The sequence below is a fragment of the Mammaliicoccus sp. O-M54 genome (assembly GCF_022386035.1).
GTDB lineage: Bacteria > Bacillota > Bacilli > Staphylococcales > Staphylococcaceae > Mammaliicoccus > Mammaliicoccus sciuri_A.
Genome location: NZ_JAJNJE010000002.1, coordinates 300,738 through 322,080 on the forward strand (window position 1 = coordinate 300,738; position 21,343 = coordinate 322,080).

A 21,343-nucleotide genomic window follows, 5' to 3' on the forward strand; every position below is an offset into this window, starting at 1 on the left:
TGGTTAGCTATATTTTTTTACTTTGCAACAGAACCCTATTGGCTATCTCTCAATTTAACGAGAAAGGTTGAGTTTTAAATGAAATACATCAAGATTATACTTACAACGCTACTAATGATTACACTGTTAGCTGGGTGTGATTTAGAGCAGGATATAAAAAGAGAGCTTAAACAAGAAGCAAATAACCAAATTGACAAAGGCTTGAATAAATTAAAGTCGAAAGCCTTTGATAAAAAATCAACGGTAAAAACAAGTGAAGAAGATAAAGCACTTATTAAGGTACAGACTAACGAAGAAAATTACGCTTTATTAAATGACAATAAAACAACACTCATAGATTATGATCATAAACTTATTAATCAAAATGGAAACGATAAATTTTGGGCTAACTATTCAGATTTAGACAATTTAGGGCGTGGCGGAAGAGTTACAGCGCTTGTGACTAAGGAAGCAGTGGATAGTCATTCATCTAAAGCGCAAGAACGCCCCTCTTTTGATTCAGTAGTTAGACTTGCAGGCGAATTTAAAGACGGTATTTACGATCCACTTGAAAAAAGATGGAAAGGCAATGAAAGTAATAATCAAATATTACAGTTAGATGGCTATAGAGGTTATATCTATAACAAATCTCATTCATTAGCATGGTCATTGGGTGGAGATATGGAAACACATAATTTAACACTCGGTACAAGAGCGCAAAATGTTGGTAGTAATAGAGCTAGTGAAGGTGGCGGTATGGGTTATCCTGAAACTCAAGTGAGAAATGCGATATATAATCACCCTGAAGCTAAGATTTATTATGATGTACGCCCTGTGTACAATAATGATGAATTATTACCACGTGGTTCACATGTAAGAGCTTATTCTATTAATGACAACGGTCAGACTGTTAACTTAAACGTTTGGGTATCTAATACTCAAAAAGGTGTATCGATTAATTATAAAGATGGTACTTATGAATATTGAAATAGTTAGGGGATATTATGGAATTTATTGTAAAACATGCAAGTAAAATAAGAATGATAGTTATTGTTATTTTTATAGCTATTATTAATTTGATTGGAGATAATATATATTCTCCTTATTACTATATACCGTTAACTATCTTATTTATGACAATACATTTTTGGTTAATCGGCATTCGAAACAAGAGACAAGCTTTAAGTATCAAAGCTTTTAGGGTAAATATGATATTAAATATTATCCTTTTTATACTATGTTTTATAGGTGTGTATATATTTAGTGTAGACAATCAATGGATTAACAATCCTTTTATTGTACTATCTTACATTTTTATTATAGTAATAATAGCAATTTATATATATCGCAGGGAAAGTAAAAATAATGAAGTATCATAAAGGAGAAAAAAATGGATTTTATTATTAAGCATATGATTAAAATAAGAGTTTTACTTATTCTAACATTCTTGTTTCTGACTATTGTTATTGCTGAAGCAGGCAAAACATATTCTTATTATCTAGTGTTTATCATAGCTTTTACTTGTATCAACCTTTTTTTAACAGCATTAGAAAATAAACCTAAAGCAAAAGATATGAAGACTTTTAAAATTAATATGTTATTGCGATTCATTCATATAACTATCTTTCTTGCGATTGGTTATATATTAACGATTCAAACACATCTATTTGAAACGGTTTGGATTGGTCTAGGATTTATTGCAGTTGTCGCTTTAACAGGTATATATATTGATAAAAGAGACAAGGAAAATACAATTTCAGATTAGTAAAATGGAGTCGATTGTATGATCAACCTTGATAAATATCAAGGTGTAATACATGTAATAAGGTATATGAAATTAGGAAAGAAAAACCTCACAAATACTTGATTGTAAAATATCAATGACAAATATAAAAACCACAACAATTATAGCGACTTGTTGTGGTTTTAACGTTCATATGACATAGTGTTGGTTTATTAGTGTATGATTAAATGCTCCCGTAATTAGCAACCCATCAGTTTACTATACAATATTTTACATATGAATAGTTTTTATTATCTTTTTTAATAATATTGTCACTTCCTATAATGAGATAGTCTGTACTAACAGAAAATAATTGTGACAATTGCATAAGCATATTTAAGTCTGGCTCTGAAATACCTTGTTCCCATTTAGAAATTGTTTGTCTTGAAGTATTTAATTTTTCAGCTAGATCTTCTTGTGTATAATTATGTTGCTTGCGTAAATCCTTTATTTGTTTACTAATCATAATGTAAGTCATCTCCTAGCTTCATTTTAAAGTGATTGATGCTATCAATTTGTCCTCAAATTGTAGCATTCTGGAACTATATTGTTGCAATTTGATTATGAGTATTTACATTTTAGTTTACAAAGCTATAGTTTAGCACTATTGTAGGTTAACTACATTTTATGGGGATACCATATACTTAATCAATTTCAAAATAAATTATACGCAACTTATTTTTTAGTTTTATTTGTGATATGCTTCTGCGTATCGGTTAATGATGCGGTTTTTTATATTGTTTTATCGTCAATCTTAAACATGTAAAATAACTTTTGAATTAAATGCAGTATAAATTAATTTAGGGAGCGAGACTACGATTCAAAATGAATTTTATCCCACTTCTCATATATGCTTAGTATCTCATTTTATTCACTAATGATTTGTCCTTTGATGACATAATCCTTTTGGTTAACAAAAAATCTCACATCTTTATCTTCAATTTTATAGATATATTCTTTACCTCAGGCTGATGTAGATGTATACTTTGCTTCAACGTAATGATTCAAAAATTCTTTTTTGCTCACTGACTTACGGTCTAATAAGAAGAAAACACCATTCGCTTTATGTTTAGAAACCCCGTAATATGTTGGATCGTATAAGTCTTTATTATTTTTAGTAATCTTGTAATTATTAATCTTGAAGTTAACAGCTTTTAGAGATGTTTTAAATTTCTTATCTAGAATAAAGTTACTTTGATGTGCTGTCTAACCTCTATAATTAAAAGAAGGTTTCACAGATTCTTGTGCATGTGCTTGAGTGACATTAAATAATTCGGGCGTTACAGAAAAGCTCAAAACTAAACTACTATCTAAAATAAATTTAGAAACTTTTTTCATAAAAACCCTCCTCATATTTGTCTTACAGGCCACATTATTACATTAATATTACAATGCCACAAAATAATTATATAAAAATATAAATTTTTTACTTCTTTTTACATTCATACACGCAATTTAACTTTTGATTTTCTTAGTTTAGAGACTTATCACTATAGACAAATTACAAAGTAAATGTTTGATATAATCATAATTAAATAAAGAGCGCATATACATTGCCATGCCCCATGTTGAGAATCATTTGATATACATTGATTTTAAGTGTAAATATAAAAAAATCGCTTGGAACAAAACGTAATGTTCCAGGCGTTGCTATGATAAGTCTTATAATAGTTTCGCGAGTGCGAACATGACAAATTGTAATTGCTCATCCACTTAGAAAGGTTGAATATTGCTTTTTGTATCATTCATTCTACCTCTCATGTAAGGATCTATAGATAAATAAATGGAGTCTACTTGAACTTCACCTACTTAAGGTTCTCGTGCTTCTATTGTTTCAAATCTAAATACAACGGTCTTGAGGGATACCTTATGGTAGTTTTGCAAGTACAACTTGTTGATTATTCATTTATTATTCCTCCAGATATTTAGTCGTTGCGTCTGGTAATGACAAATCACCATTGATGATTTGGAATTCGTGACCTTGTAATGCTTCATCAGTTAATACAGAAACAAGCACTTCTGCTACATCTTCTCTTGTAATAGACGGATTTTGTACATTTTCAAATTGCGCACTCATATTGAATTGTTGCGTTTCATGTTCGTTTGTTAAAGCGCCTAGATGCACAATGGTATATTTTAAATTTGCATGTCTTAAGTAGTCATCCGCATAATGTTTAGCAATGGTATATGGTTTCAAGTCGCCTGACGCATCAAAAGCTTCTCGACGTGAGTCGTACGTTGATACCATAACAAAGTGTTGACGACCGACGTGTTCACTTGCTTTAATTGCTTTCACTGCACCGTCTAAATCTACTATGATTGTTTGATCGTCACCTGTCCTTCCACCAGAACCGACGGAAAAAAGGATTTGATCATACGGTTTAAATAATTCTATTAATTCATCAATAGATTGTTTTGCAACATCAATGTAAGTTGCATCAATACCATCTGCTTTTAAAACTTCAACTTGTTCTTCTTTTCTAACACCGGCAGTAAAGTCAACGTTTCGTGCTTTGAGTTTGCGTACGAGATGTTGACCAACGCCACCATGAGCGCCAATTATTAATGATTTCATGTGTATCGCTCCTTTTTAAAATTATTGATTAGCTAAGATTTTTAAAGCATGTTCAGCAACTGCATGTCCTGATTGAGGATTTTGACCAGTGACAATGCGACCATCTACGACTGCGAAATTACTCCAGTCATCCTCTTTTTTAAAATGTGCACCGTTACTAATAAATTCGTCTTCTAATAAATATGGCATGTATTCAGTTGTACCATTTGCTTGTTCTTCACTATTTGTAAAACCAGTCACGTCTTTATGACGAACGAGGTAATCGCCATTTTCTTTAATGTCGAGTAGACCAGCCGCACCATGACATACAGAAGAGAGAACGCCTTGGTTATTGTAAATACTTAACGCAATGTCGTTAAGTTCTTTGTTATTTCTAAAACCCCAAATCGCACCATGTCCACCTGCAAAGTAAATGGCTTGATAGTCGCTAGGATTAACCTCTTTTGGAGATAATGTTTGTCCAAATTTATTCATATAATCATGATCCGTGTAGTATTCCCAGTCCTCAGCTCCCATCATTTCAGGGTTAAGACTGATAGGATCAAGAGGCACATATCCACCGTTCGGACTTACGAAATCAACATCATAACCTGCGTCATAGAAATCTTTCGCAAAGTGTGTAACCTCTGAGAACCACGCACCCGTAGGTCTGTCTAAATTATCGTATTTCGCAATGTTTGTTACAACAATTAAAGCCTTTTTCATTGTCTTTCCTCCTCATTCATGTTTGTATAGATTACAATATCAGTTAAACCTTGGTTTAAGAGAAAGGATATGCTTATATGAAACAATATTACATTGAATATGTCTCAGATAATTGCAATATACCTAAAAGCAAACTGCGTTATTACGAGAAAAAGAATATCTTGAAACACATCGACAGAGATAGCAATAACAAGCGTTTATACACAGACGACGATATCGAAATGATTAAATTTATCCAGTGCCTAAGCAATTTGAATATGCCATTAAAAGAAATACGAAAAAACACAGACATGCTTTATCAAAACAAAATAGATGTCTCAAGCGTTTTACGCGCACACCTAGAATTCTTGAATGAACAACGGAATTTGGTCAGTAAACATATCGACTTAATTGAACAAAAATTACAAACTGCCATGACCGAGTGACGAGGGAAAGGTATATGTGAATTAAAATAACGATGCTAACAAGTCATAGACTATACACAAATCTAATCCTATTATATGTAAATCATGCTCCACTATTAAGTGAATGTACAGAAAATAGAAATTATATCAGAGAAATTCGAAGATATGTTTGGCAAGATGATTTTGATATAATAGAAGATTTAAGGCTTATAGATTCAATTAAAAAACATATAAACTAAGGGGGCAAACAGTAAAAACACGATTTGGTGATGCAAAAGAACAGCATAGTAAGAGATGGGCAAGATATAAAGGTAGTAAAAAAGTTCCATAGACACCACCGCTTATTTGCGCTGCCATAAATCATAAAAAGTTGGCAATGTATCTCGTTAAAGAGCCACAAATAGCTATGATAAAACGTAATTTAATCATGATTTTAGTGAAAATTATTAGTTTATACTAAAAACAAACTGAACTTATAAATTTAAGTTCAGTTTGTCCATAGTCTGAAATGAGGCATATGTCTCTTTTTTTATACTTTATAAACATTTTTTCTAAACACTTCTTGATATTGAACATACCCTGATAAATAGTGTTCAATATCATCAATTCTTACTCTATAGCCATGATGTTTAATGAAGAATGAATTCACAATGCGTGCTGGATTTTTGAAATACATAGCAATTTCAGGATAAAAGTAGCCTGTTCTTTCATAATCAGCTCTTAAATGTATAGTATTAATAAATTTTTCTTCATCTAAATAAGTTTCAACAAGTTCAACATAGCCTGTCTTTTTAGCTTTTTCTACTAAGTGATACGTCGCCATTAACATTTCTAAAAATGTTGGGAATGTCGTTTCCCTTTGTTGCATATAATCTAAATAACTCGATACGTTCTGAATGCCAAATTTATAATATTTCTCTTGTGGATCAATTTGTACTAATTCATTTGTACAATATCCTAACCAGTGATCATGATACTTCCAATATTTTTTCTCTATAAACATTTCAAATAACATTTTGATTGTATTCAACCATTCTTCATTATGATCAATTTGATAAAGTCTTAATAATGCTAAAGCAGCTTCACCATCATAATATACAATTCTGAATTGTTCTTTTATCGTTAAATCAGGATAATTTAATACGTGAATCGTTTGTTGTTGATCATCAATCATCGTCAATATCCCTTTTGCAACTTTCTGTGCAGCTTCTAAATATTGATTTTTCTCAGGTACATGCTTTAAATATTCACAAATCGCGAAGATAAATGCAGCATTTTGACCTAATTTTATTTCATTCATACCTTCTGTATCATCAAATATATATCCTGCGCCATCAACTTCATATAAATAATGCTTGATTAAATAATCAATCGCCTTTTCTACAATTGTGACATCTTCATTTAAATAACTCAGACCTTCTATTAATGCATATGTTGAAGATGAATGACGTAAATTATTATAAAATCCTATTTCTTTATCGAAATGTGGAAAATAACCATAAATATACTTTCCGTTATCTTGAATTTGATTTTTCAAAAAGTGAGTACTTGTCTCAATTAGTCGATCGATTTCTTCATTAATATTATCAATTTTTCTTAGACCTTTACGATATCCCTTTTCTTCTAATTCAATAAGTTGATCTTTTTCAATAAAATAGCTTTTCGTGTAGAACTTATAAACATCTTCATTTTCATAATTACGATGTGTGAAATATTTTCTTATTCTTTTGTATTTTTTAATATAGTTGTTAATATTCTTCTCAGACATGAAAAGCTCTTTACTATTAGGTTCTGGTCTTATAAATGCATTGGTATTAATTTCTTCAGGTAAGAATGCTAACTCCCAATTATTATCTAATGAAAAGCCATATTCTACATAATTTCTACGAGTATGAGTTAAATCATGCTTTAATTGTTCATATTTAATTTTTTCAATTGATGTAACGAAATCTATTTTGATCCATTCAGCATTTTTACCAGTATTTTTTCGAAATGATTCGATATATTTTTTAATATTTCGTTCAGCATTATTAGCTTTAAACATTTTTACTATAGCCTTTTGGGAAGGATGACCAACACTAACAAATATTTTTTCTACATCAGAATTACTATTGAATAAATTCTTTAGTTGATTAGATATCTCCATACATTACATACCTTTCTGTATTAACTTTTATAAAAATAAGCCTAAATCTGTTTTATTAATGAAAATTATGAAACTACCCTAAAAATCATAGAGGCTGGGACAAAAAATTTGCCCCAGCCATAAAATTTCATTTATATAATTCTAGTTATTTTCTTTGTTGTCTTTTTTGCGACGACCAAGTAAGAATAATGATCCAATTCCAGCAAATAAACCGCCGAATAAAGCACCGTTATTTATTGGTTGTTCACCAGTGTCTGGTAATTTCTTATCATTATTTGATTTATCATGATCATCTGTAGTTGCAGCTTTTGCAATGCCGTTTCCACCATTGTTGTTTGAATCAGTTGAACCCATTCCCATATCTGAATCAGAGTCTGCATCTGAATCTGAGTCTGCGTCTGAATCACTGTCTGCATCTGAATCTGAGTCTGCATCTGAGTCAGAATCCGCATCTGAGTCAGAGTCTGAGTCAGAATCTGCATCTGAGTCTGCGTCTGAATCAGAGTCTGCATCTGAGTCAGAATCCGCATCTGAATCTGAGTCTGCGTCTGAATCAGAGTCTGCATCTGAGTCAGAATCTGCATCTGAGTCAGAATCTGCATCTGAATCAGAGTCTGCATCTGAGTCAGAATCTGCATCTGAATCAGAGTCTGCATCTGAGTCAGAATCTGCATCTGAGTCTGAGTCCGCATCTGAATCTGAGTCTGCATCTGAGTCAGAGTCTGCATCTGAATCTGCGTCTGAATCACTGTCTGCGTCTGAATCACTGTCTGCATCTGAGTCAGAGTCTGCATCTGAGTCAGAGTCTGCATCTGAATCTGAGTCTGCGTCTGAATCACTGTCTGCGTCTGAATCACTGTCTGCATCTGAGTCAGAGTCTGCATCTGAATCGCTATCCGCATCTGAGTCAGAATCTGCATCTGAGTCAGAATCTGCGTCTGAATCAGAGTCTGCATCTGAGTCAGAATCCGCATCTGAATCTGAGTCTGCATCTGAATCGCTGTCTGCGTCTGAATCGCTGTCTGCATCTGAATCGCTATCCGCATCTGAATCGCTGTCCGCATCTGAATCACTATCTGCATCTGAGTCAGAATCTGCATCTGAATCAGAGTCATCTAATTCATAATAACCTTTATCGACACTCATGTTATCTGCGCCATCAATTGTTGCTTTTGTGATTCTTGTATTTGAATCTGTTTCTTCATTTTCACCTTGTTCTGTTGGCGTTTCTTCGAAACCTTCTGGTGTTATAAATTCAACTTCATAGTTCCCATTCTCTAATCCATCAAATTCGTAATAACCTGTTTCATCTGTTTTTGTTCTACCTATTTCTTTACCATTTTCGTCTCGTAAAATTACTTCTACATTTGAAATTGGTTTCTCATTTTCATCTGTTCCTTGTACACCATCTCGGTCAATATCATGCCATACATAATTACCTAATTTATATTTCTGTCTATTATCTCCATCCGCTCCACCATCACCAGTGCGAATTATGTTCTCATTATCCCAATAGTAAGACTTTTTGCTTCCACCATAAATGTCACTATTTGTTTCAGTTACTCTTGTCTTCACGTTTTCTCCGCTATCATCATACTGACCATCTACAGTTATAATGTAAGTTTCATTGATATCACCAAAATTAAATGTGATAGTGTTATCACCATTATCGTAGATATATGGTAAAACATCATTAGTAACATCAATATAATTAGAGCTATTAGGATCAATATAATAACTGTCAGTTACTTTTGCACCATCAGCTAATTTATACACTTTAAATTTAGTAACATCTTTATTTAGAACTGTACTACTTGTATTAGGATCATTATGATAACCCTGCAAAGTCACAGTAGTGTCTCTTAAATTATTATTTTTAGAGTTTACATATATAGTTTGTTTATAAGTTCGTTCTCCTGAAGATTTATCTATTTTTGTAATAAATGACGAAACATTTGCTCCATCTTCACCTGGAAGTCCCATCGACGGATCACCATAATCAATATCTATATTAGAATTAAATTTTTCATTAGCTATATCAAATTGAACATCATAGTTCCCTGAATAAGGAGTAATTTTTCTATCAGTCCATAGTGGTAATTCAAAAAATCCGTTAATATTTTCTTTACCATTTACATAATTAGTAAAAATATATCTACCAGTTTTAGAAAGTACATTATATTCACCTTTTGCAACAATATCTCCATTAGCATTTTTAATATCCACTAATTTCATAGAGTTATCCGTTTTTGAATAATCAATATCTCCGTCAATCGTTAAATTATTTGGAATAACAAATGTGAAATAATCCCCTTCTTTTACAGGACCATCAACACTAAATTTGGCGCTCATATTTGAGTATCCAGAATTATTTGGATATAAAGTTTTATTATCAAAGTTAAACTCACCAACTTTTATTTGATCATTAACATCATTCTCAGAAATAGCTGCGAAAGAATATTCTTCTTTATCTTCATTCTCTTTTAAAGAAGAAACTACACTCTCATTATTTTCACTAGATTCGTTACTATTTGCAGAAGTCTCTGGCTTAACTGTTTCTTCACTTGCTGGTGTTGCTTCTTCTGTTTCTACTTTGTCTGTTTCTTCTGCTGTTGGTGTCTCTTCTGTTTCTACTTTATTTGTTTCTTCTGCTGTTGGTGTCTCTTCTGTTTCTACTTTGTTTGTTTCTTCTGCTGTTGGTGTCTCTTCTGTTTCTACTTTGTTTGTTTCTTCTGCTGTTGGCTCTTCTTCTGTTTCTACTTTGCTTGCTTCTTCAGCTTTTGGCGCTTCTTCTGTTTCTGCTTTGTTTGATTCTTCAGATGTTGCTGCTTCTTCTGTTTCTACTTTGTTTGATTCTTCAGATGTTGCTGCTTCTTCTGTTTGTTCTTCTTTAGCGACCTCTTGTTCATTAGTTGCAATTTCTTCTGTGCTCTCTTGATCTACAATTTGTTTTTCTGTTGATGTTTGTTTTTCTATAGCCTCTTCAGATTGACCATCATCATTTAAATTGTTTGACTGTGATTGTACAGAATTATTTTGTTGTTCATTCGCTTTTGCTTCTTCACCTATCCCGAAAAGTAAAGTAGCTCCGACTAAAATAGAAGCAGTTCCTACCGTAAATTTTCTAATAGAATACTTATTAAGTCTATTAGGGATAAAATCTAATTTCACACCTCTTTTTTTCTTCATAACGCCTTGTCTGTCTCCCTTCAATATTATAAAAATTGATATGACACATATACAGCTAGTCCTATCAACCTCATTTTAATATATGGAAATTTAATTTTCAATAATTAAAAAATTTAAACAATCATAAAAATTATATCATTGTTTTATACAACTAAATATCATACATTTAATTGCATATAAATTTATATAAAATGGTATGTATCACTAGGATTTATTATAATATCTAGCAATGACAATAAAATACTTGTATATTGTAAAATTTTTGTAATTTTTTTTGTGAAATCCATTATTTACTTATAAGTAAAGACAATATGACAAAACCAAAAATCCTAACTTCATTTTCATGAGTAAAAAATAATAATTCTCTCACTATATCTCTTTGTGTAAATAGATTTTCCCTTAAAACAATTACTTGTTATAACCTTTTATTCTTTATATATTTTATAAATAAAATATCAATGATTTCATATTTTGATATTTGCGAAAAAATTTCTATTTAAATTTTGTTTAACTATATATAATCTTTGATTATATGTGTAGACTCCTTTTAATGTATAAACCTTTTATATTTTATTCTCATTTCGAAAGCTATATATCTTAAAATTTTAAGAAAATCACTTTACCTTTAGGATTTTTTACAGATTAAAAACTTATAAATGACATATAACATTTATTCGATATTTGGATGATTAGGGTGACAAGTATTCCATAATCCATCAGTATTCAATGTTTCTGAATAATCAACTTTTACTTTCATAAGGTGTCTTCTTTAATTAAGAGTAGAATAGTACTTAATAAAAATTTCAATACAATTTATCTATTAAGTAGGACTATATGAGCAGCTAGTCTGTTCCTGTCTAAAAATATCATGAAGTACAAAGGAGATGTTTCACAAATTTTACTATTGTGAATAAATTGTTAATGTAGTAATACTATTTTAAAATTTAAATACTGTCTCTGATTCATTTAGTTTTTAATTTTGCATTACTATAGTACTACTTATCTAATTTAAAATTGATTAAATTATAATTTGAAAGATATTGTTTAATGTATAAACAAAGACGAAGTGCTAAGGTGCACTTCGTCAAGAGGATAGTTATTAAAAAGTACCTACTTCTTTATTGAATTTTATTGTGACGTAAAGCTTTTTTATTGTTGTCTTCATGAATATCAATGTACTCAATAATGCTTAGATATAATGCTCAAAACTATTTTTATAGATTCTACTTTCCTAAGTATATGGGAAAATGGTTTCTATTTGAATTTCGTCATACAACGATTAATCTATTTTTTCTTTAGATTACTTCATACAATTTTTGTGTAGTTAAGAATCATTAATCCTGGTCTAACTTAACATTTTTTAAAGTTAATTATATTTATAAATATTGTCAGTGAAAAACTATTTCTTTAAAGCATCTACAGCTTTAAAAAACAATGATACATTATATTCAATATTGTTATGCTTTGTTTTTTTTCTAGGATAGTAGTATTCCTTATAATAATCAATTTTAGCTTCTAGCATATTCTGTTCAATAGACAAAGTCGCGATTGATAATTCTTCTTTCAACGCATTTTCAAATCTTTCAATCTGTTCTTTTACATATCTGTACTTTTTAATGGATTCCTCTATCAGTTTAATTCTTTTTTGATTATCTGATTCTTTTTCGCATTCATCCACAATACGCCTAATAATATATAACCTAACAGTCGGTAATCTTATATCTATAAGTAAAATAATGACATATGATTGAATAAATGCGTTCAATCCTTCTTCAAATTCATGGCCAGTTTTCTTTTGTCCTTTAAATGCCTTCAAATATAATTCTATTAAATAAAATAATTCATTTAAAAAAGCCCATGCATATTCCATTTCTAAAGCAACATAACTAATTAATTGATTAGTAAGATTATAATACTGAATCTCATTATGTAAATATTCCCAATGCTTCTCCATCTTTGTATATGATATTTTTCCTCCTAACCGTACATACTCATTTTCTTTTTTGGATCGATTATAGAGAATATTTGGCTTTGTAACCAATCTTTTTTGCGTCTTGTTTATATCTGCTAATGCTTTTGAGGTAATAGATGGGTCATAACTCAAATGTTCATCTACTTTCTTTATCGCAAGTAGTGATTTTAATTGTTCTTCATTTATAAATGGTTTAAGTTTAAATTCATTGTTTTGACTATTGATATACGTCATAGTATTTAAATTTCTATAAATTTTATTCATACTTCTAAATTCTGAGTCATCTAACAAATAATCAAAATTAGAGTTAAAGTGTTTTTGTATAAATGATACTCTATGCATCTTTTGGTGTTCATTTAAATCGCTTAAACTTCTTAATAACAATAAATCTTCATAAACCTCACCTGATATATCCAACTGCAGACAATCTACTAAACTGCCATACTTGTCAATAATCTCTTCTATCGTAGGTATCATATATACCCCCCTCCCTATTTTTTGTTCCGCGTCTAATTAAAATGCTTCATTTATGCTTATTATAGCAATCAACCATTGAGGTGTTAAGCATCTACAGTATTGATTGACTAATAAGACTTATTTGGAGGAACTTATGATGAAAGAAAAAGAATTTTATACACTAAAACGTGCTGTTACAAGCATCGCATTTAATTTACCTGTAGGCACCCTGTTTATGTATCACGATTTGAATGTGAGGGCTAATGTTTTGTGCTCGACTGAAATTCAACAAGATGTTGGTCGTTGGTTTGCACATTTTGTAAAATATACACCTAACCTTCCATTCATTGTAGTTGGAAAAAAAGGTTCATCTTTGCTCTACCTTAAGACTGCACCAAATCCGATGAATCATCAAAATAACTGGAAAGGTGGTAACAACTAATGACTAACATCATCTTTAGTGAATATCCATACTGGCTTACTGAAGATTCATGGTATGAAGTTATACCACCGAAAGGTAAAAATGATCAGCAAAAGTCAATACGCTTATCTAGTCCAATTTTAATTAAAAGCAAGTTTCTTGACCCCAATTCTGGGGTTGAGAAACTTGTTATTTCCAACGGACAAAATATTGAACGTATTGAAACTTCAGATATTTTAACATCGCAAAGGTTACCTTCACTAATCATGTATGGCTTTAGCATCAATGAGAAGTACATTAAATCATTAAGCAATGCACTACAATTAATGCGCCAATCACTGCCTATGTCACCGTTGTATACGGGTGTCGGTGTGTTAAATACTGATAATGATATCGTCATTTCATTAGATCAACCATATCTTTTAAAAGGAATTACACAGTTGCAGGCGGATGAAATCATTTGTGAAACACAGTACGATCTACAACCTAAAGGCACTTTTGAAGGCTGGTGGCAAATGTATCTTGATGAAGTAAAAGGGAACTTGTTACTCGAACTTGCTGTAGTGTTTGGTGTTTCTTCACTAGTAACTGCGTTTTTAAAAACAAAACATGAGGTTGAATTCGCAGGTACGATTTTCTCATTTACGGGAAATTCAAGCACGGGTAAATCAACTGCAGCGGCTTTAGGAGTCTCAATAGCCGGCAACCCTACTAAAGGTAGTAATACGCTGTTTAGATCTTGGAATGGCACTAGAAACGCGCTTGAAGGATATTTAAGTAATAACTATGGTGTACCTATTGTATTAGATGAATTATCTGCTGCTACATTTCGTAATACAACAGGCCTACTCTACTCAATTGCTGAAGGACAAGCTCGACAACGTTCTCGTATAGATGGCAGTGTCAAAGACCTCAAAAATTGGGGCACTTCAGTAATAAGTACTGCTGAACACAGTATTTTCAATAATAGTGCACGTAATGATGGTTTGAATGTACGTACGATTGAAATATCTGAAGCTTTTACAACTAACGCTGACAACGCAGATACTATTAAAAAAGCAACATCAGCTAATTACGGTCATATCATGCCATTAGTAGCTAAATATCTGCTCAATCGTGAACAAGAAGTCATTAAATGGTTCAACGCTGAACATAAGTGGTTCAACACTCAACTAGAAAAAGAAACCAGCAATACAGGAATTCGGATGTTCAAACGCTATGCAACCATTACAACATCAGCACGTATATTGGAACGTGTCATTGCCACACCTGTTGATTTGAATGCTGTAAGGGACTATCTTATTAACTATCATTTAGATTCTGTTAGTGAGCGAAGCCTAGCTGATAAAGCAATTGAAGTCATTGTCCAATTTGTAGCACAAAATCGTGGTAAGTTTTCTGACGACACTAGGTTATCAACGCTTATTGAAAATTATGGAATGATTTCACTTGAAGATGATCATATCCAGGTGAAAATGATTGCCTCGGTTTTTAAAAATATGTTAAAAGAACATAATTTCCAAGATACAAATAATGTCATTGATGCACTGAGGGATAAAGATTACATCCAGTCAGACGCCAATCGTAAAACAACAAAACGTAGTGTCAAAGACAAAGAAGGCAAACCAAAAACCATCGTATTTTATCATCTTAAGCTTGATAAATCATACGCTCCTATTTTTGGTCTATCTGAAAAAAGTAAATTCAATATACCCTTATCATTTATCTCTGAACACCAACATCCAATACTACGAGACATGATTTCAAAAGCAAGAGAATGGGATAAAAACGGTGATATTGACTTTTAAAGCTTAAAATATGTTATTAAATAAATTTGCTACAACACCTATTTAAAGGTGTTGTAGCACAAATATTAAATCAATGGAGGAATTGTACTATGAATACAGTAGCACTAGCTCACGAAATTGAAGATGAAAGATTTGAATACTTAGAAAGCACACCCCTAGATACTGTGAAGGAATGCTGTAAACAAGAAGGTCGTCAAATAAGTAACACTTACACTGAGGAGTACAAGTTAATAAATGACATTTTGGAGAAAGTAATCAAACCTACGTCCATTGTTGCATATGGAGAATATGAAGATTACATTCATTTAAAAAAATTTGCTCAAAGAAGAATATCGAATTCGTTACTACTTTTGAGATGCAACTAAAGAATTGTTGTTAATACTATGAATAATGAGGTGATATACATGGACGAATTAATCATACTATTAGCCGATCTGGTTATTGAAGAAATCAATCACGCTGATGACTAATAATACCGCCCAACACCCGACTGGTGTTGGGCTTATCTATAATTTCGTTCATAAATATATATTATCTCTTTGAAAGGAGGAAATACTATGAAACGAGCCATTGGTTATTTGCGCCAAAGTACAACGAAACAACAATCACTCCCAGCTCAAAAGCAAGCAATAGAATTATTAGCTCCAAAGCACAATATTCAAAATATCCAATACATTAGTGATAAGCAATCAGGCAGAACAGATAATCGAACAGGCTATCAACAAGTCACCGAACGCATCCAACAAAGACAATGTGACGTATTATGTTGTTATCGCTTGAATCGACTTCATCGCAACTTGAAAAATGCATTAAAACTCATGAAACTCTGTCAAAAATATCATGTTCATATTCTAAGTGTTCATGATGGCTATTTTGATATGGATAAAGCGTTTGATCGCCTAAAACTCAATATATTCATGAGTCTGGCTGAACTTGAATCCGATAATATTGGAGAACAAGTCAAAAATGGACTTAGAGAAAAGGCAAAACAAGGTAAACTCATAACGACCCATGCGCCTTTCGGTTATCACTATCAAAATGGTACTTTCATCATTAATAATGATGAATCACCTACCGTCAAAGCTGTATTCAATTATTATCTTCAAGGATATGGCTACAAGAAGATTGCACAATATTTAGAAGACGATAATAAACTTATTACCCGCAAGCCTTATCAGGTACGAAATATAATTATGAACCCAAATTATTGTGGTCGTGTCATCAATCAATATGGTCAATATAACAATATGGTACCACCTATTGTTTCGGCAACGAAATATGAACATGCTCAAGCAATCCGTAATAAGAAGCAACTTCACTGTATACCTTCAGAGAATCAGCTGAAACAAAAGATCAAATGTCCTTGTTGTGACTCAACACTGACAAATATGACAATAAGAAAAAAACATACATTGCGATATTATATTTGTCCTAAAAATATGAATGAATCTCGCTTTGTCTGTTCATTCAAAGGAATAAATGCACAAAAATTAGAAGTTCAAGTCTTAGCTACATGTCAGAACTTCTTTCAAAACCAACAGCTCTATTCAAAAATTAATAATGCAATTCATCAACGCCTCAAAAAACAAAGAGTGATAGAAGCTAAAAGTACGCTAACTCAAGAACAACTGATAGATAAACTTGCCAAAGGTATGATTGATGCTGAATCATTCAGAAAACAGACTCATTTGATGAATCAAAAGCACAAAACCATATCCTCCATAAGTGATAATCAGTTACAAACATCACTACAAAAGGTTATACAGAAAAGTTTCACGTTAAACATGCTGCATCCCTATATTGATGAAATTCGCATTACAAAAAATAAAGCCCTTGTTGGGATCTATTTCAAAAATGAACCATTGAACATTGTGAACCAAACCTCGCAATCATCGATTGCTTAATCAGAAAGGATGAAAAAATCATGCAACAACTCAAACAAAAACGTGTCGGTATCTATGTTCGTGTATCAACGGAAATCCAAAGTACTGAAGGCTATAGTATCGATGGACAAATCAATCAAATTCGAGAATATTGTGATTTCAATAACTTTGTTGTTGTAGATGTATACGCGGATAGAGGTATCTCTGGAAAATCTATGAACCGACCAGAACTACAACGTTTGTTAAAAGATGCGAACGAAGGTCAGATTGATTCTGTTATGGTCTACAAAACAAACCGACTAGCACGTAACACTTCTGACTTACTCAAAATTGTTGAAGACCTTCATCGTCAAAATGTCGAATTCTTCAGCTTATCTGAGCGTATGGAAGTCAATACAAGCAGTGGTAAATTGATGCTACAAATTCTAGCGAGTTTTTCAGAATTTGAAAGAAATAATATTGTCGAAAATGTATTCATGGGTCAAACCCGACGCGCTCAAGAAGGCTATTATCAAGGCAATTTGCCGCTGGGCTATGACAAAATACCGGATAGCAAGCATGAACTCATGATAAACCAACATGAAGCGAATATTGTCAAATATATATTTGAGTCATATGCTAAAGGCCACGGATATCGTAAAATTGCGAATGCACTCAATCACAAAGGATACGTGACTAAAAAAGGAAAGCCTTTCAGTATTGGTTCAGTGACCTATATCTTATCTAATCCATTCTATGTTGGTAAAATTCAATTCGCAAAGTACAAAGATTGGAATGAAAAGCGTCGTAAAGGGCTGAATGATAAACCAATAATAGCTGAAGGTAAGCATTCCCCTATTATTATTCAAGACTTATGGGATAAAGTCCAATTACGTAAAAAACAAGTCAGTCAAAAACCTCAAGTCCACGGTAAAGGAACTAATCTATTAACAGGTATCGTTCATTGTCCACAATGTGGTGCACCAATGGCAGCTAGTAACACAACGAACACATTGAAAGATGGTACCAAGAAGCGAATACGTTATTATTCTTGCAGTAACTTCCGAAACAAAGGCTCAAAAGTATGTTCTGCGAATAGCGTTAGAGCTGATGTGATTGAGAAATACGTCATGGATCAAATACTCGAAATTGTCAAAAGTGATAAAGTCATTAACCAAGTCTTAGAACGTGTCAATCAAGAAAATAAAGTCGATATTGGTGCATTGAACCACGATATCGCTTATAAACAACAACAATACGATGAAGTCAGCGGGAAACTCCATAATTTAGTTAAAACCATTGAAGATAATCCGGACCTAACATCTGCATTGAAAGCAACTATTCATCAATATGAAACACAACTCAATGACATTACAAATCAAATGAATCAACTCAAACAGCAACAAAATCAAGAGAAACTATCTTATGATACGAAACAAATCGCTGCCCTATTACAACGAATATTTCAAAATATAGAATCAATGGATAAAGCACAACTCAAAGCATTATATCTTACAGTCATTGACCGTATTGATATTCGTAAAGACGGTAATCATAAAAAACAGTTCTACGTTACACTAAAACTCAATAATGAAATTATTAAACAACTTTTCAATAATACCCCTCTCGACGAAGTGCTCCTCAGCACTTCGTCTTTATTTTTGCCTCAAACGCTCTTTCTTCAAATCTAATATCTATGTACTGTCCTTTCGTCATTCAATAACACCCATCTAACGAATCTTTTCAACATACTAACAAGTCACAACTCAATGTGAAGCTTATATTGTATGACGAAAGAACATCCCAAAATAAAATATGAACGGGATAGCAATGGGATTTGATAAATACATGTAGGATAAGGATTACGCAAGCGTAATCCCGAAATCCCATTATTATTTATAAATAAATAATATAAAAAGAAAAAGTAAGTCGTACTGACACCACCAAATCCAAATGATATATAAATATATCGCTATATTTCCTGAGAAATGAGCGGGATAATGGGATTTCCTTGTCATATCAACAATTGTGATAATTTTCTATTGGGATATTTTCTTAATAACAATGGGATTCACAAACGAAACAAAATTTTTTTGAAGCATATATTATCTATATGGTGTATTACATGTATACATCAAAAACATTATAGGAGGTCATAACCATGACACTAGAAAAACAACTCAAAGAGTATATAACTAACTTATTCAATCTGCCAAAGGACGAAAAATGGGAATGTGAATCTATCGATGAAGTGGCAGATAATATCCTTCCTGATCAATATATCAGACTTGGTCCGCTTACCAACAAAATCCTTCATACGTATACTTACTACTCTGACACACTTCATGAAAGGCATATATACCCCTTTATCCTCTACTATCAAAAACAACTTATTGCGATTGGTTATATTGATGAAACAAACGATATGGACTTCTTATATCTTCATAACACAGTTATGCCACTACTAGATCAAAGACACTTACTTGAAAAGGAGAATTATAATAATGAATAAATGGATACACATAGCTCAGATAAGCGTCACAGTCATTACAGAAGTTATTACAATAATGAAAGATATAGAAAAGGAGAAATGAGCATGAAACGTTATATTACACGTAGTATTGCCAATTACTTGCCAGCAATGTTGCAGCAACAGTTATGGAAACTTGTAGCGCAACGCGAAAACGAACAATTCAAGGAACTAGAAGAGATTGATTACTTTCATATATTCCAGTTCAATATGCATAATAGTCAATTATATATCAAACATAAGCAAGAACGTCCAGAGTACGTAAAAATTCATAAGGCAAATTATTCAAAAGCTATCAATATTAATAAGGTCTACATTATCCGAGAAGATGATGTAGACCTTTCTTATTACGTCATGTTGTTACCTGAAGAATATTAAATAAAGGAGTTAGATAAAATGAAATCAATCAAAAGTGTATTAGAAACTGAAGCGATATTTAGTCAGGATAAAATGCATCGTTATCTTCTCAAGAAAACTTGGGATATTGATAAAGAAGTACTTACAATTATAACGATGTATCCTCATTATGATGGTGTTATCAACGTTGACCTTACAACACAACTTATTGTCAATAAAGTAGCTGAAAAAGATGAATATGGTGGCGTTAATTTTATAAATCTTTTTTCAAATATTGATACCCCCATTAATTTAAAACATATCGAAAACAGCCATGACAAGCACACGGATATTCACATTATGAAAGCTGTCAAAGAAGCCGATAGTGTTTTATTGGCTTGGGGTTCCTACGGAAAAAAACCTCTTGTGGAAAATCGAGTGAATGAAGTATTAGACATGTTAAAACCTCACAGTAAGAAAATCAGTATATTAACAAATCCTCAAACAAATGAAATCATGCATCCATTAAATCCATACGCTAGAAAGGCATGGACAATTAAACCATTAAAGGAGACTAAATAGAATGAATCAAACATGGAAAGAAGTATACCAATATTTAATGCATCAACCACACATCGATGTTATTAAAGGCATTATCGCCTTTTCATCAAACAAAAAAAATAATTCAGAATTAGATGAGCTATATTCCATTTATATGAATGATGATTCTATCACATCCATTGTTCACCCTGACTTAATAGAAAGTATAGAGCTTATCCATAATGAGTAGAAAAAGAATAGATGTTGTCAAAGTCCAAATGGTTAAAGAAGATACACTTTGGTATTTAAAAAGACGTATTGAAGAACCAAAAGACGCTGCTGATATTATGCGTGACTTCATAGGAAATGCTGACCGAGAACACTTCATTTTAATTTGCTTGAATAGCAAAAATGAACCTACACATATTGAAACCGTCTCTATAGGAACCATTAATTTTGCGGTTATACATCCTCGAGAAATATTTAAAACAGCCATATTAAGTAACGCAACGGGTATGATTATTGGCCATAACCACCCAAGTGGAGACATATTAACCATAGTATAATAAATAATAGTAGTTAAAGTAGTTCAGGAGGAGATGTTAAAGGGAGATTTTACTTTAAATAAAAATTAACA

At 31.9% G+C, this 21,343-nt stretch carries 19 protein-coding genes and 2 pseudogenes; 13 read left to right on the top strand and 8 right to left on the bottom strand.

The window, feature by feature from the left end:
• The first annotated feature begins 78 nt into the window (after positions 1 to 78).
• Both LQ673_RS05460 and LQ673_RS05465 read left to right on the top strand, forming a co-directional pair.
• Positions 79 to 966 carry a DNA/RNA non-specific endonuclease gene (locus tag LQ673_RS05460; protein WP_239705903.1) on the top strand — a complete coding sequence of 296 codons (888 nt, stop codon included), beginning with the start codon at positions 79 to 81 and terminating at the stop codon, positions 964 to 966.
• Between the two features lie 424 nt (positions 967 to 1,390).
• Positions 1,391 to 1,744, top strand: coding sequence for a hypothetical protein (locus LQ673_RS05465; RefSeq protein WP_239745015.1), 354 nt, complete (start codon positions 1,391 to 1,393; stop codon positions 1,742 to 1,744).
• Between the two features lie 229 nt (positions 1,745 to 1,973).
• On the opposite strand, the gene LQ673_RS05470 is transcribed toward LQ673_RS05465, so the two are convergent.
• The 5 genes and pseudogenes from LQ673_RS05470 to LQ673_RS05490 all read right to left on the bottom strand — a co-directional run bounded on the left by LQ673_RS05470 (position 1,974) and on the right by LQ673_RS05490 (position 5,042).
• Positions 1,974 to 2,228 carry a helix-turn-helix domain-containing protein gene (locus tag LQ673_RS05470; protein WP_239705905.1) on the bottom strand — a complete coding sequence of 85 codons (255 nt, stop codon included), beginning with the start codon at positions 2,226 to 2,228 and terminating at the stop codon, positions 1,974 to 1,976.
• Between the two features lie 401 nt (positions 2,229 to 2,629).
• A pseudogene (isaB, locus tag LQ673_RS05475) lies at positions 2,630 to 3,100 on the bottom strand (immunodominant staphylococcal antigen IsaB family protein).
• 378 nt (positions 3,101 to 3,478) lie between these two features.
• Positions 3,479 to 3,626: pseudogene (locus LQ673_RS14835) on the bottom strand (NADP-dependent oxidoreductase); the annotation flags it as partial.
• A gap of 45 nt (positions 3,627 to 3,671) precedes the next feature.
• Positions 3,672 to 4,337: an SDR family oxidoreductase gene (locus LQ673_RS05485; RefSeq protein ID WP_239705906.1), complete on the bottom strand. Its 666-nt coding sequence runs from the start codon at positions 4,335 to 4,337 to the stop codon at positions 3,672 to 3,674.
• Positions 4,338 to 4,358: 21 nt separating this feature from the next.
• Positions 4,359 to 5,042: a type 1 glutamine amidotransferase domain-containing protein gene (locus LQ673_RS05490; RefSeq protein WP_239705907.1), complete on the bottom strand. Its 684-nt coding sequence runs from the start codon at positions 5,040 to 5,042 to the stop codon at positions 4,359 to 4,361.
• Positions 5,043 to 5,119: 77 nt separating this feature from the next.
• Between LQ673_RS05490 and LQ673_RS05495 the strand changes: the two genes are divergently transcribed.
• Complete coding sequence (locus tag LQ673_RS05495) at positions 5,120 to 5,467, top strand: MerR family transcriptional regulator (protein WP_239705908.1); 348 nt, start codon at positions 5,120 to 5,122, stop codon at positions 5,465 to 5,467.
• Positions 5,468 to 5,975: 508 nt separating this feature from the next.
• On the opposite strand, the gene LQ673_RS05500 is transcribed toward LQ673_RS05495, so the two are convergent.
• The 3 genes from LQ673_RS05500 to LQ673_RS05510 all read right to left on the bottom strand — a co-directional run bounded on the left by LQ673_RS05500 (position 5,976) and on the right by LQ673_RS05510 (position 13,230).
• Positions 5,976 to 7,592 (bottom strand): poly(glycerol-phosphate) alpha-glucosyltransferase, encoded by a 1,617-nt coding sequence (locus LQ673_RS05500; protein WP_071562374.1) that lies wholly within the window; start codon positions 7,590 to 7,592, stop codon positions 5,976 to 5,978.
• A 141-nt stretch (positions 7,593 to 7,733) separates the two neighbouring features.
• Entirely contained in the window at positions 7,734 to 10,781 is a 3,048-nt protein-coding gene (locus LQ673_RS05505) for an SdrD B-like domain-containing protein (protein ID WP_239745016.1), read from the bottom strand.
• 1,399 nt (positions 10,782 to 12,180) lie between these two features.
• Positions 12,181 to 13,230, bottom strand: a complete 1,050-nt coding sequence (locus LQ673_RS05510) for an ACP synthase (RefSeq protein WP_164961584.1) — start codon at positions 13,228 to 13,230, stop codon at positions 12,181 to 12,183.
• 136 nt (positions 13,231 to 13,366) lie between these two features.
• On the opposite strand from LQ673_RS05510, the gene ssb reads away from it, so the two are divergent.
• From ssb to LQ673_RS05560, 10 genes are all read left to right on the top strand, one after another.
• On the top strand, positions 13,367 to 13,651 hold the full coding sequence (gene ssb, locus LQ673_RS05515; protein WP_206181276.1) for a cassette chromosome ssDNA-binding protein: 285 nt from the start codon (positions 13,367 to 13,369) through the stop codon (positions 13,649 to 13,651).
• The gene (gene cch1, locus LQ673_RS05520; protein WP_239705861.1) at positions 13,651 to 15,438 is read left to right on the top strand and encodes a cassette chromosome replicative helicase; all 1,788 of its coding nucleotides are present in this window, start codon (positions 13,651 to 13,653) and stop codon (positions 15,436 to 15,438) included. Before ssb ends, cch1 begins: the two co-directional genes overlap by 1 nt.
• A gap of 89 nt (positions 15,439 to 15,527) precedes the next feature.
• On the top strand, positions 15,528 to 15,803 hold the full coding sequence (locus LQ673_RS05525) for a hypothetical protein (RefSeq protein ID WP_001791132.1): 276 nt from the start codon (positions 15,528 to 15,530) through the stop codon (positions 15,801 to 15,803).
• Positions 15,804 to 15,995: 192 nt separating this feature from the next.
• Positions 15,996 to 17,342: a cassette chromosome recombinase CcrA gene (ccrA, locus tag LQ673_RS05530; protein ID WP_000816499.1), complete on the top strand. Its 1,347-nt coding sequence runs from the start codon at positions 15,996 to 15,998 to the stop codon at positions 17,340 to 17,342.
• A 20-nt stretch (positions 17,343 to 17,362) separates the two neighbouring features.
• Entirely contained in the window at positions 17,363 to 18,991 is a 1,629-nt protein-coding gene (ccrB, locus tag LQ673_RS05535; RefSeq protein ID WP_001186596.1) for a cassette chromosome recombinase CcrB, read from the top strand.
• 470 nt (positions 18,992 to 19,461) lie between these two features.
• Positions 19,462 to 19,812: an SAUGI family uracil-DNA glycosylase inhibitor gene (locus LQ673_RS05540; protein ID WP_239705862.1), complete on the top strand. Its 351-nt coding sequence runs from the start codon at positions 19,462 to 19,464 to the stop codon at positions 19,810 to 19,812.
• Between the two features lie 84 nt (positions 19,813 to 19,896).
• Positions 19,897 to 20,208 carry a DUF960 family protein gene (locus tag LQ673_RS05545; RefSeq protein ID WP_000833212.1) on the top strand — a complete coding sequence of 104 codons (312 nt, stop codon included), beginning with the start codon at positions 19,897 to 19,899 and terminating at the stop codon, positions 20,206 to 20,208.
• A gap of 18 nt (positions 20,209 to 20,226) precedes the next feature.
• The gene (locus LQ673_RS05550; RefSeq protein ID WP_000836008.1) at positions 20,227 to 20,748 is read left to right on the top strand and encodes a DUF1643 domain-containing protein; all 522 of its coding nucleotides are present in this window, start codon (positions 20,227 to 20,229) and stop codon (positions 20,746 to 20,748) included.
• A gap of 1 nt (position 20,749) precedes the next feature.
• Positions 20,750 to 20,956: a hypothetical protein gene (locus tag LQ673_RS05555; protein ID WP_001077283.1), complete on the top strand. Its 207-nt coding sequence runs from the start codon at positions 20,750 to 20,752 to the stop codon at positions 20,954 to 20,956.
• Positions 20,949 to 21,272, top strand: a complete 324-nt coding sequence (locus tag LQ673_RS05560; protein ID WP_000088091.1) for a JAB domain-containing protein — start codon at positions 20,949 to 20,951, stop codon at positions 21,270 to 21,272. The genes LQ673_RS05555 and LQ673_RS05560 overlap by 8 nt, the downstream gene beginning before the upstream one ends.
• Positions 21,273 to 21,343 lie beyond the last annotated feature (71 nt).

Bases quoted from the DNA above. Each gene is read 5' to 3' on its own strand.
- cch1 (WP_239705861.1), top strand. From the start codon at position 13,651: ATGACTAACATCATCTTTAGTGAATATCCATACTGGCTTACTGAAGAT.
- LQ673_RS05490 (WP_239705907.1), bottom strand. From the start codon at position 5,042: ATGAAAAAGGCTTTAATTGTTGTAACAAACATTGCGAAATACGATAAT.
- LQ673_RS05560 (WP_000088091.1), top strand. From the start codon at position 20,949: ATGAGTAGAAAAAGAATAGATGTTGTCAAAGTCCAAATGGTTAAAGAA.
- LQ673_RS05465 (WP_239745015.1), top strand. From the start codon at position 1,391: ATGATTAAAATAAGAGTTTTACTTATTCTAACATTCTTGTTTCTGACT.
- ccrB (WP_001186596.1), top strand. From the start codon at position 17,363: ATGCAACAACTCAAACAAAAACGTGTCGGTATCTATGTTCGTGTATCA.
- LQ673_RS05510 (WP_164961584.1), bottom strand. From the start codon at position 13,230: ATGATACCTACGATAGAAGAGATTATTGACAAGTATGGCAGTTTAGTA.
- ssb (WP_206181276.1), top strand. From the start codon at position 13,367: ATGAAAGAAAAAGAATTTTATACACTAAAACGTGCTGTTACAAGCATC.
- LQ673_RS05525 (WP_001791132.1), top strand. From the start codon at position 15,528: ATGAATACAGTAGCACTAGCTCACGAAATTGAAGATGAAAGATTTGAA.
- LQ673_RS05485 (WP_239705906.1), bottom strand. From the start codon at position 4,337: ATGAAATCATTAATAATTGGCGCTCATGGTGGCGTTGGTCAACATCTC.
- LQ673_RS05545 (WP_000833212.1), top strand. From the start codon at position 19,897: ATGAAACGTTATATTACACGTAGTATTGCCAATTACTTGCCAGCAATG.
- LQ673_RS05555 (WP_001077283.1), top strand. From the start codon at position 20,750: ATGAATCAAACATGGAAAGAAGTATACCAATATTTAATGCATCAACCA.
- LQ673_RS05495 (WP_239705908.1), top strand. From the start codon at position 5,120: ATGAAACAATATTACATTGAATATGTCTCAGATAATTGCAATATACCT.
- LQ673_RS05550 (WP_000836008.1), top strand. From the start codon at position 20,227: ATGAAATCAATCAAAAGTGTATTAGAAACTGAAGCGATATTTAGTCAG.
- LQ673_RS05505 (WP_239745016.1), bottom strand. From the start codon at position 10,781: ATGAAGAAAAAAAGAGGTGTGAAATTAGATTTTATCCCTAATAGACTT.
- ccrA (WP_000816499.1), top strand. From the start codon at position 15,996: ATGAAACGAGCCATTGGTTATTTGCGCCAAAGTACAACGAAACAACAA.
- LQ673_RS05500 (WP_071562374.1), bottom strand. From the start codon at position 7,592: ATGGAGATATCTAATCAACTAAAGAATTTATTCAATAGTAATTCTGAT.
- LQ673_RS05470 (WP_239705905.1), bottom strand. From the start codon at position 2,228: ATGATTAGTAAACAAATAAAGGATTTACGCAAGCAACATAATTATACA.
- LQ673_RS05540 (WP_239705862.1), top strand. From the start codon at position 19,462: ATGACACTAGAAAAACAACTCAAAGAGTATATAACTAACTTATTCAAT.
- LQ673_RS05460 (WP_239705903.1), top strand. From the start codon at position 79: ATGAAATACATCAAGATTATACTTACAACGCTACTAATGATTACACTG.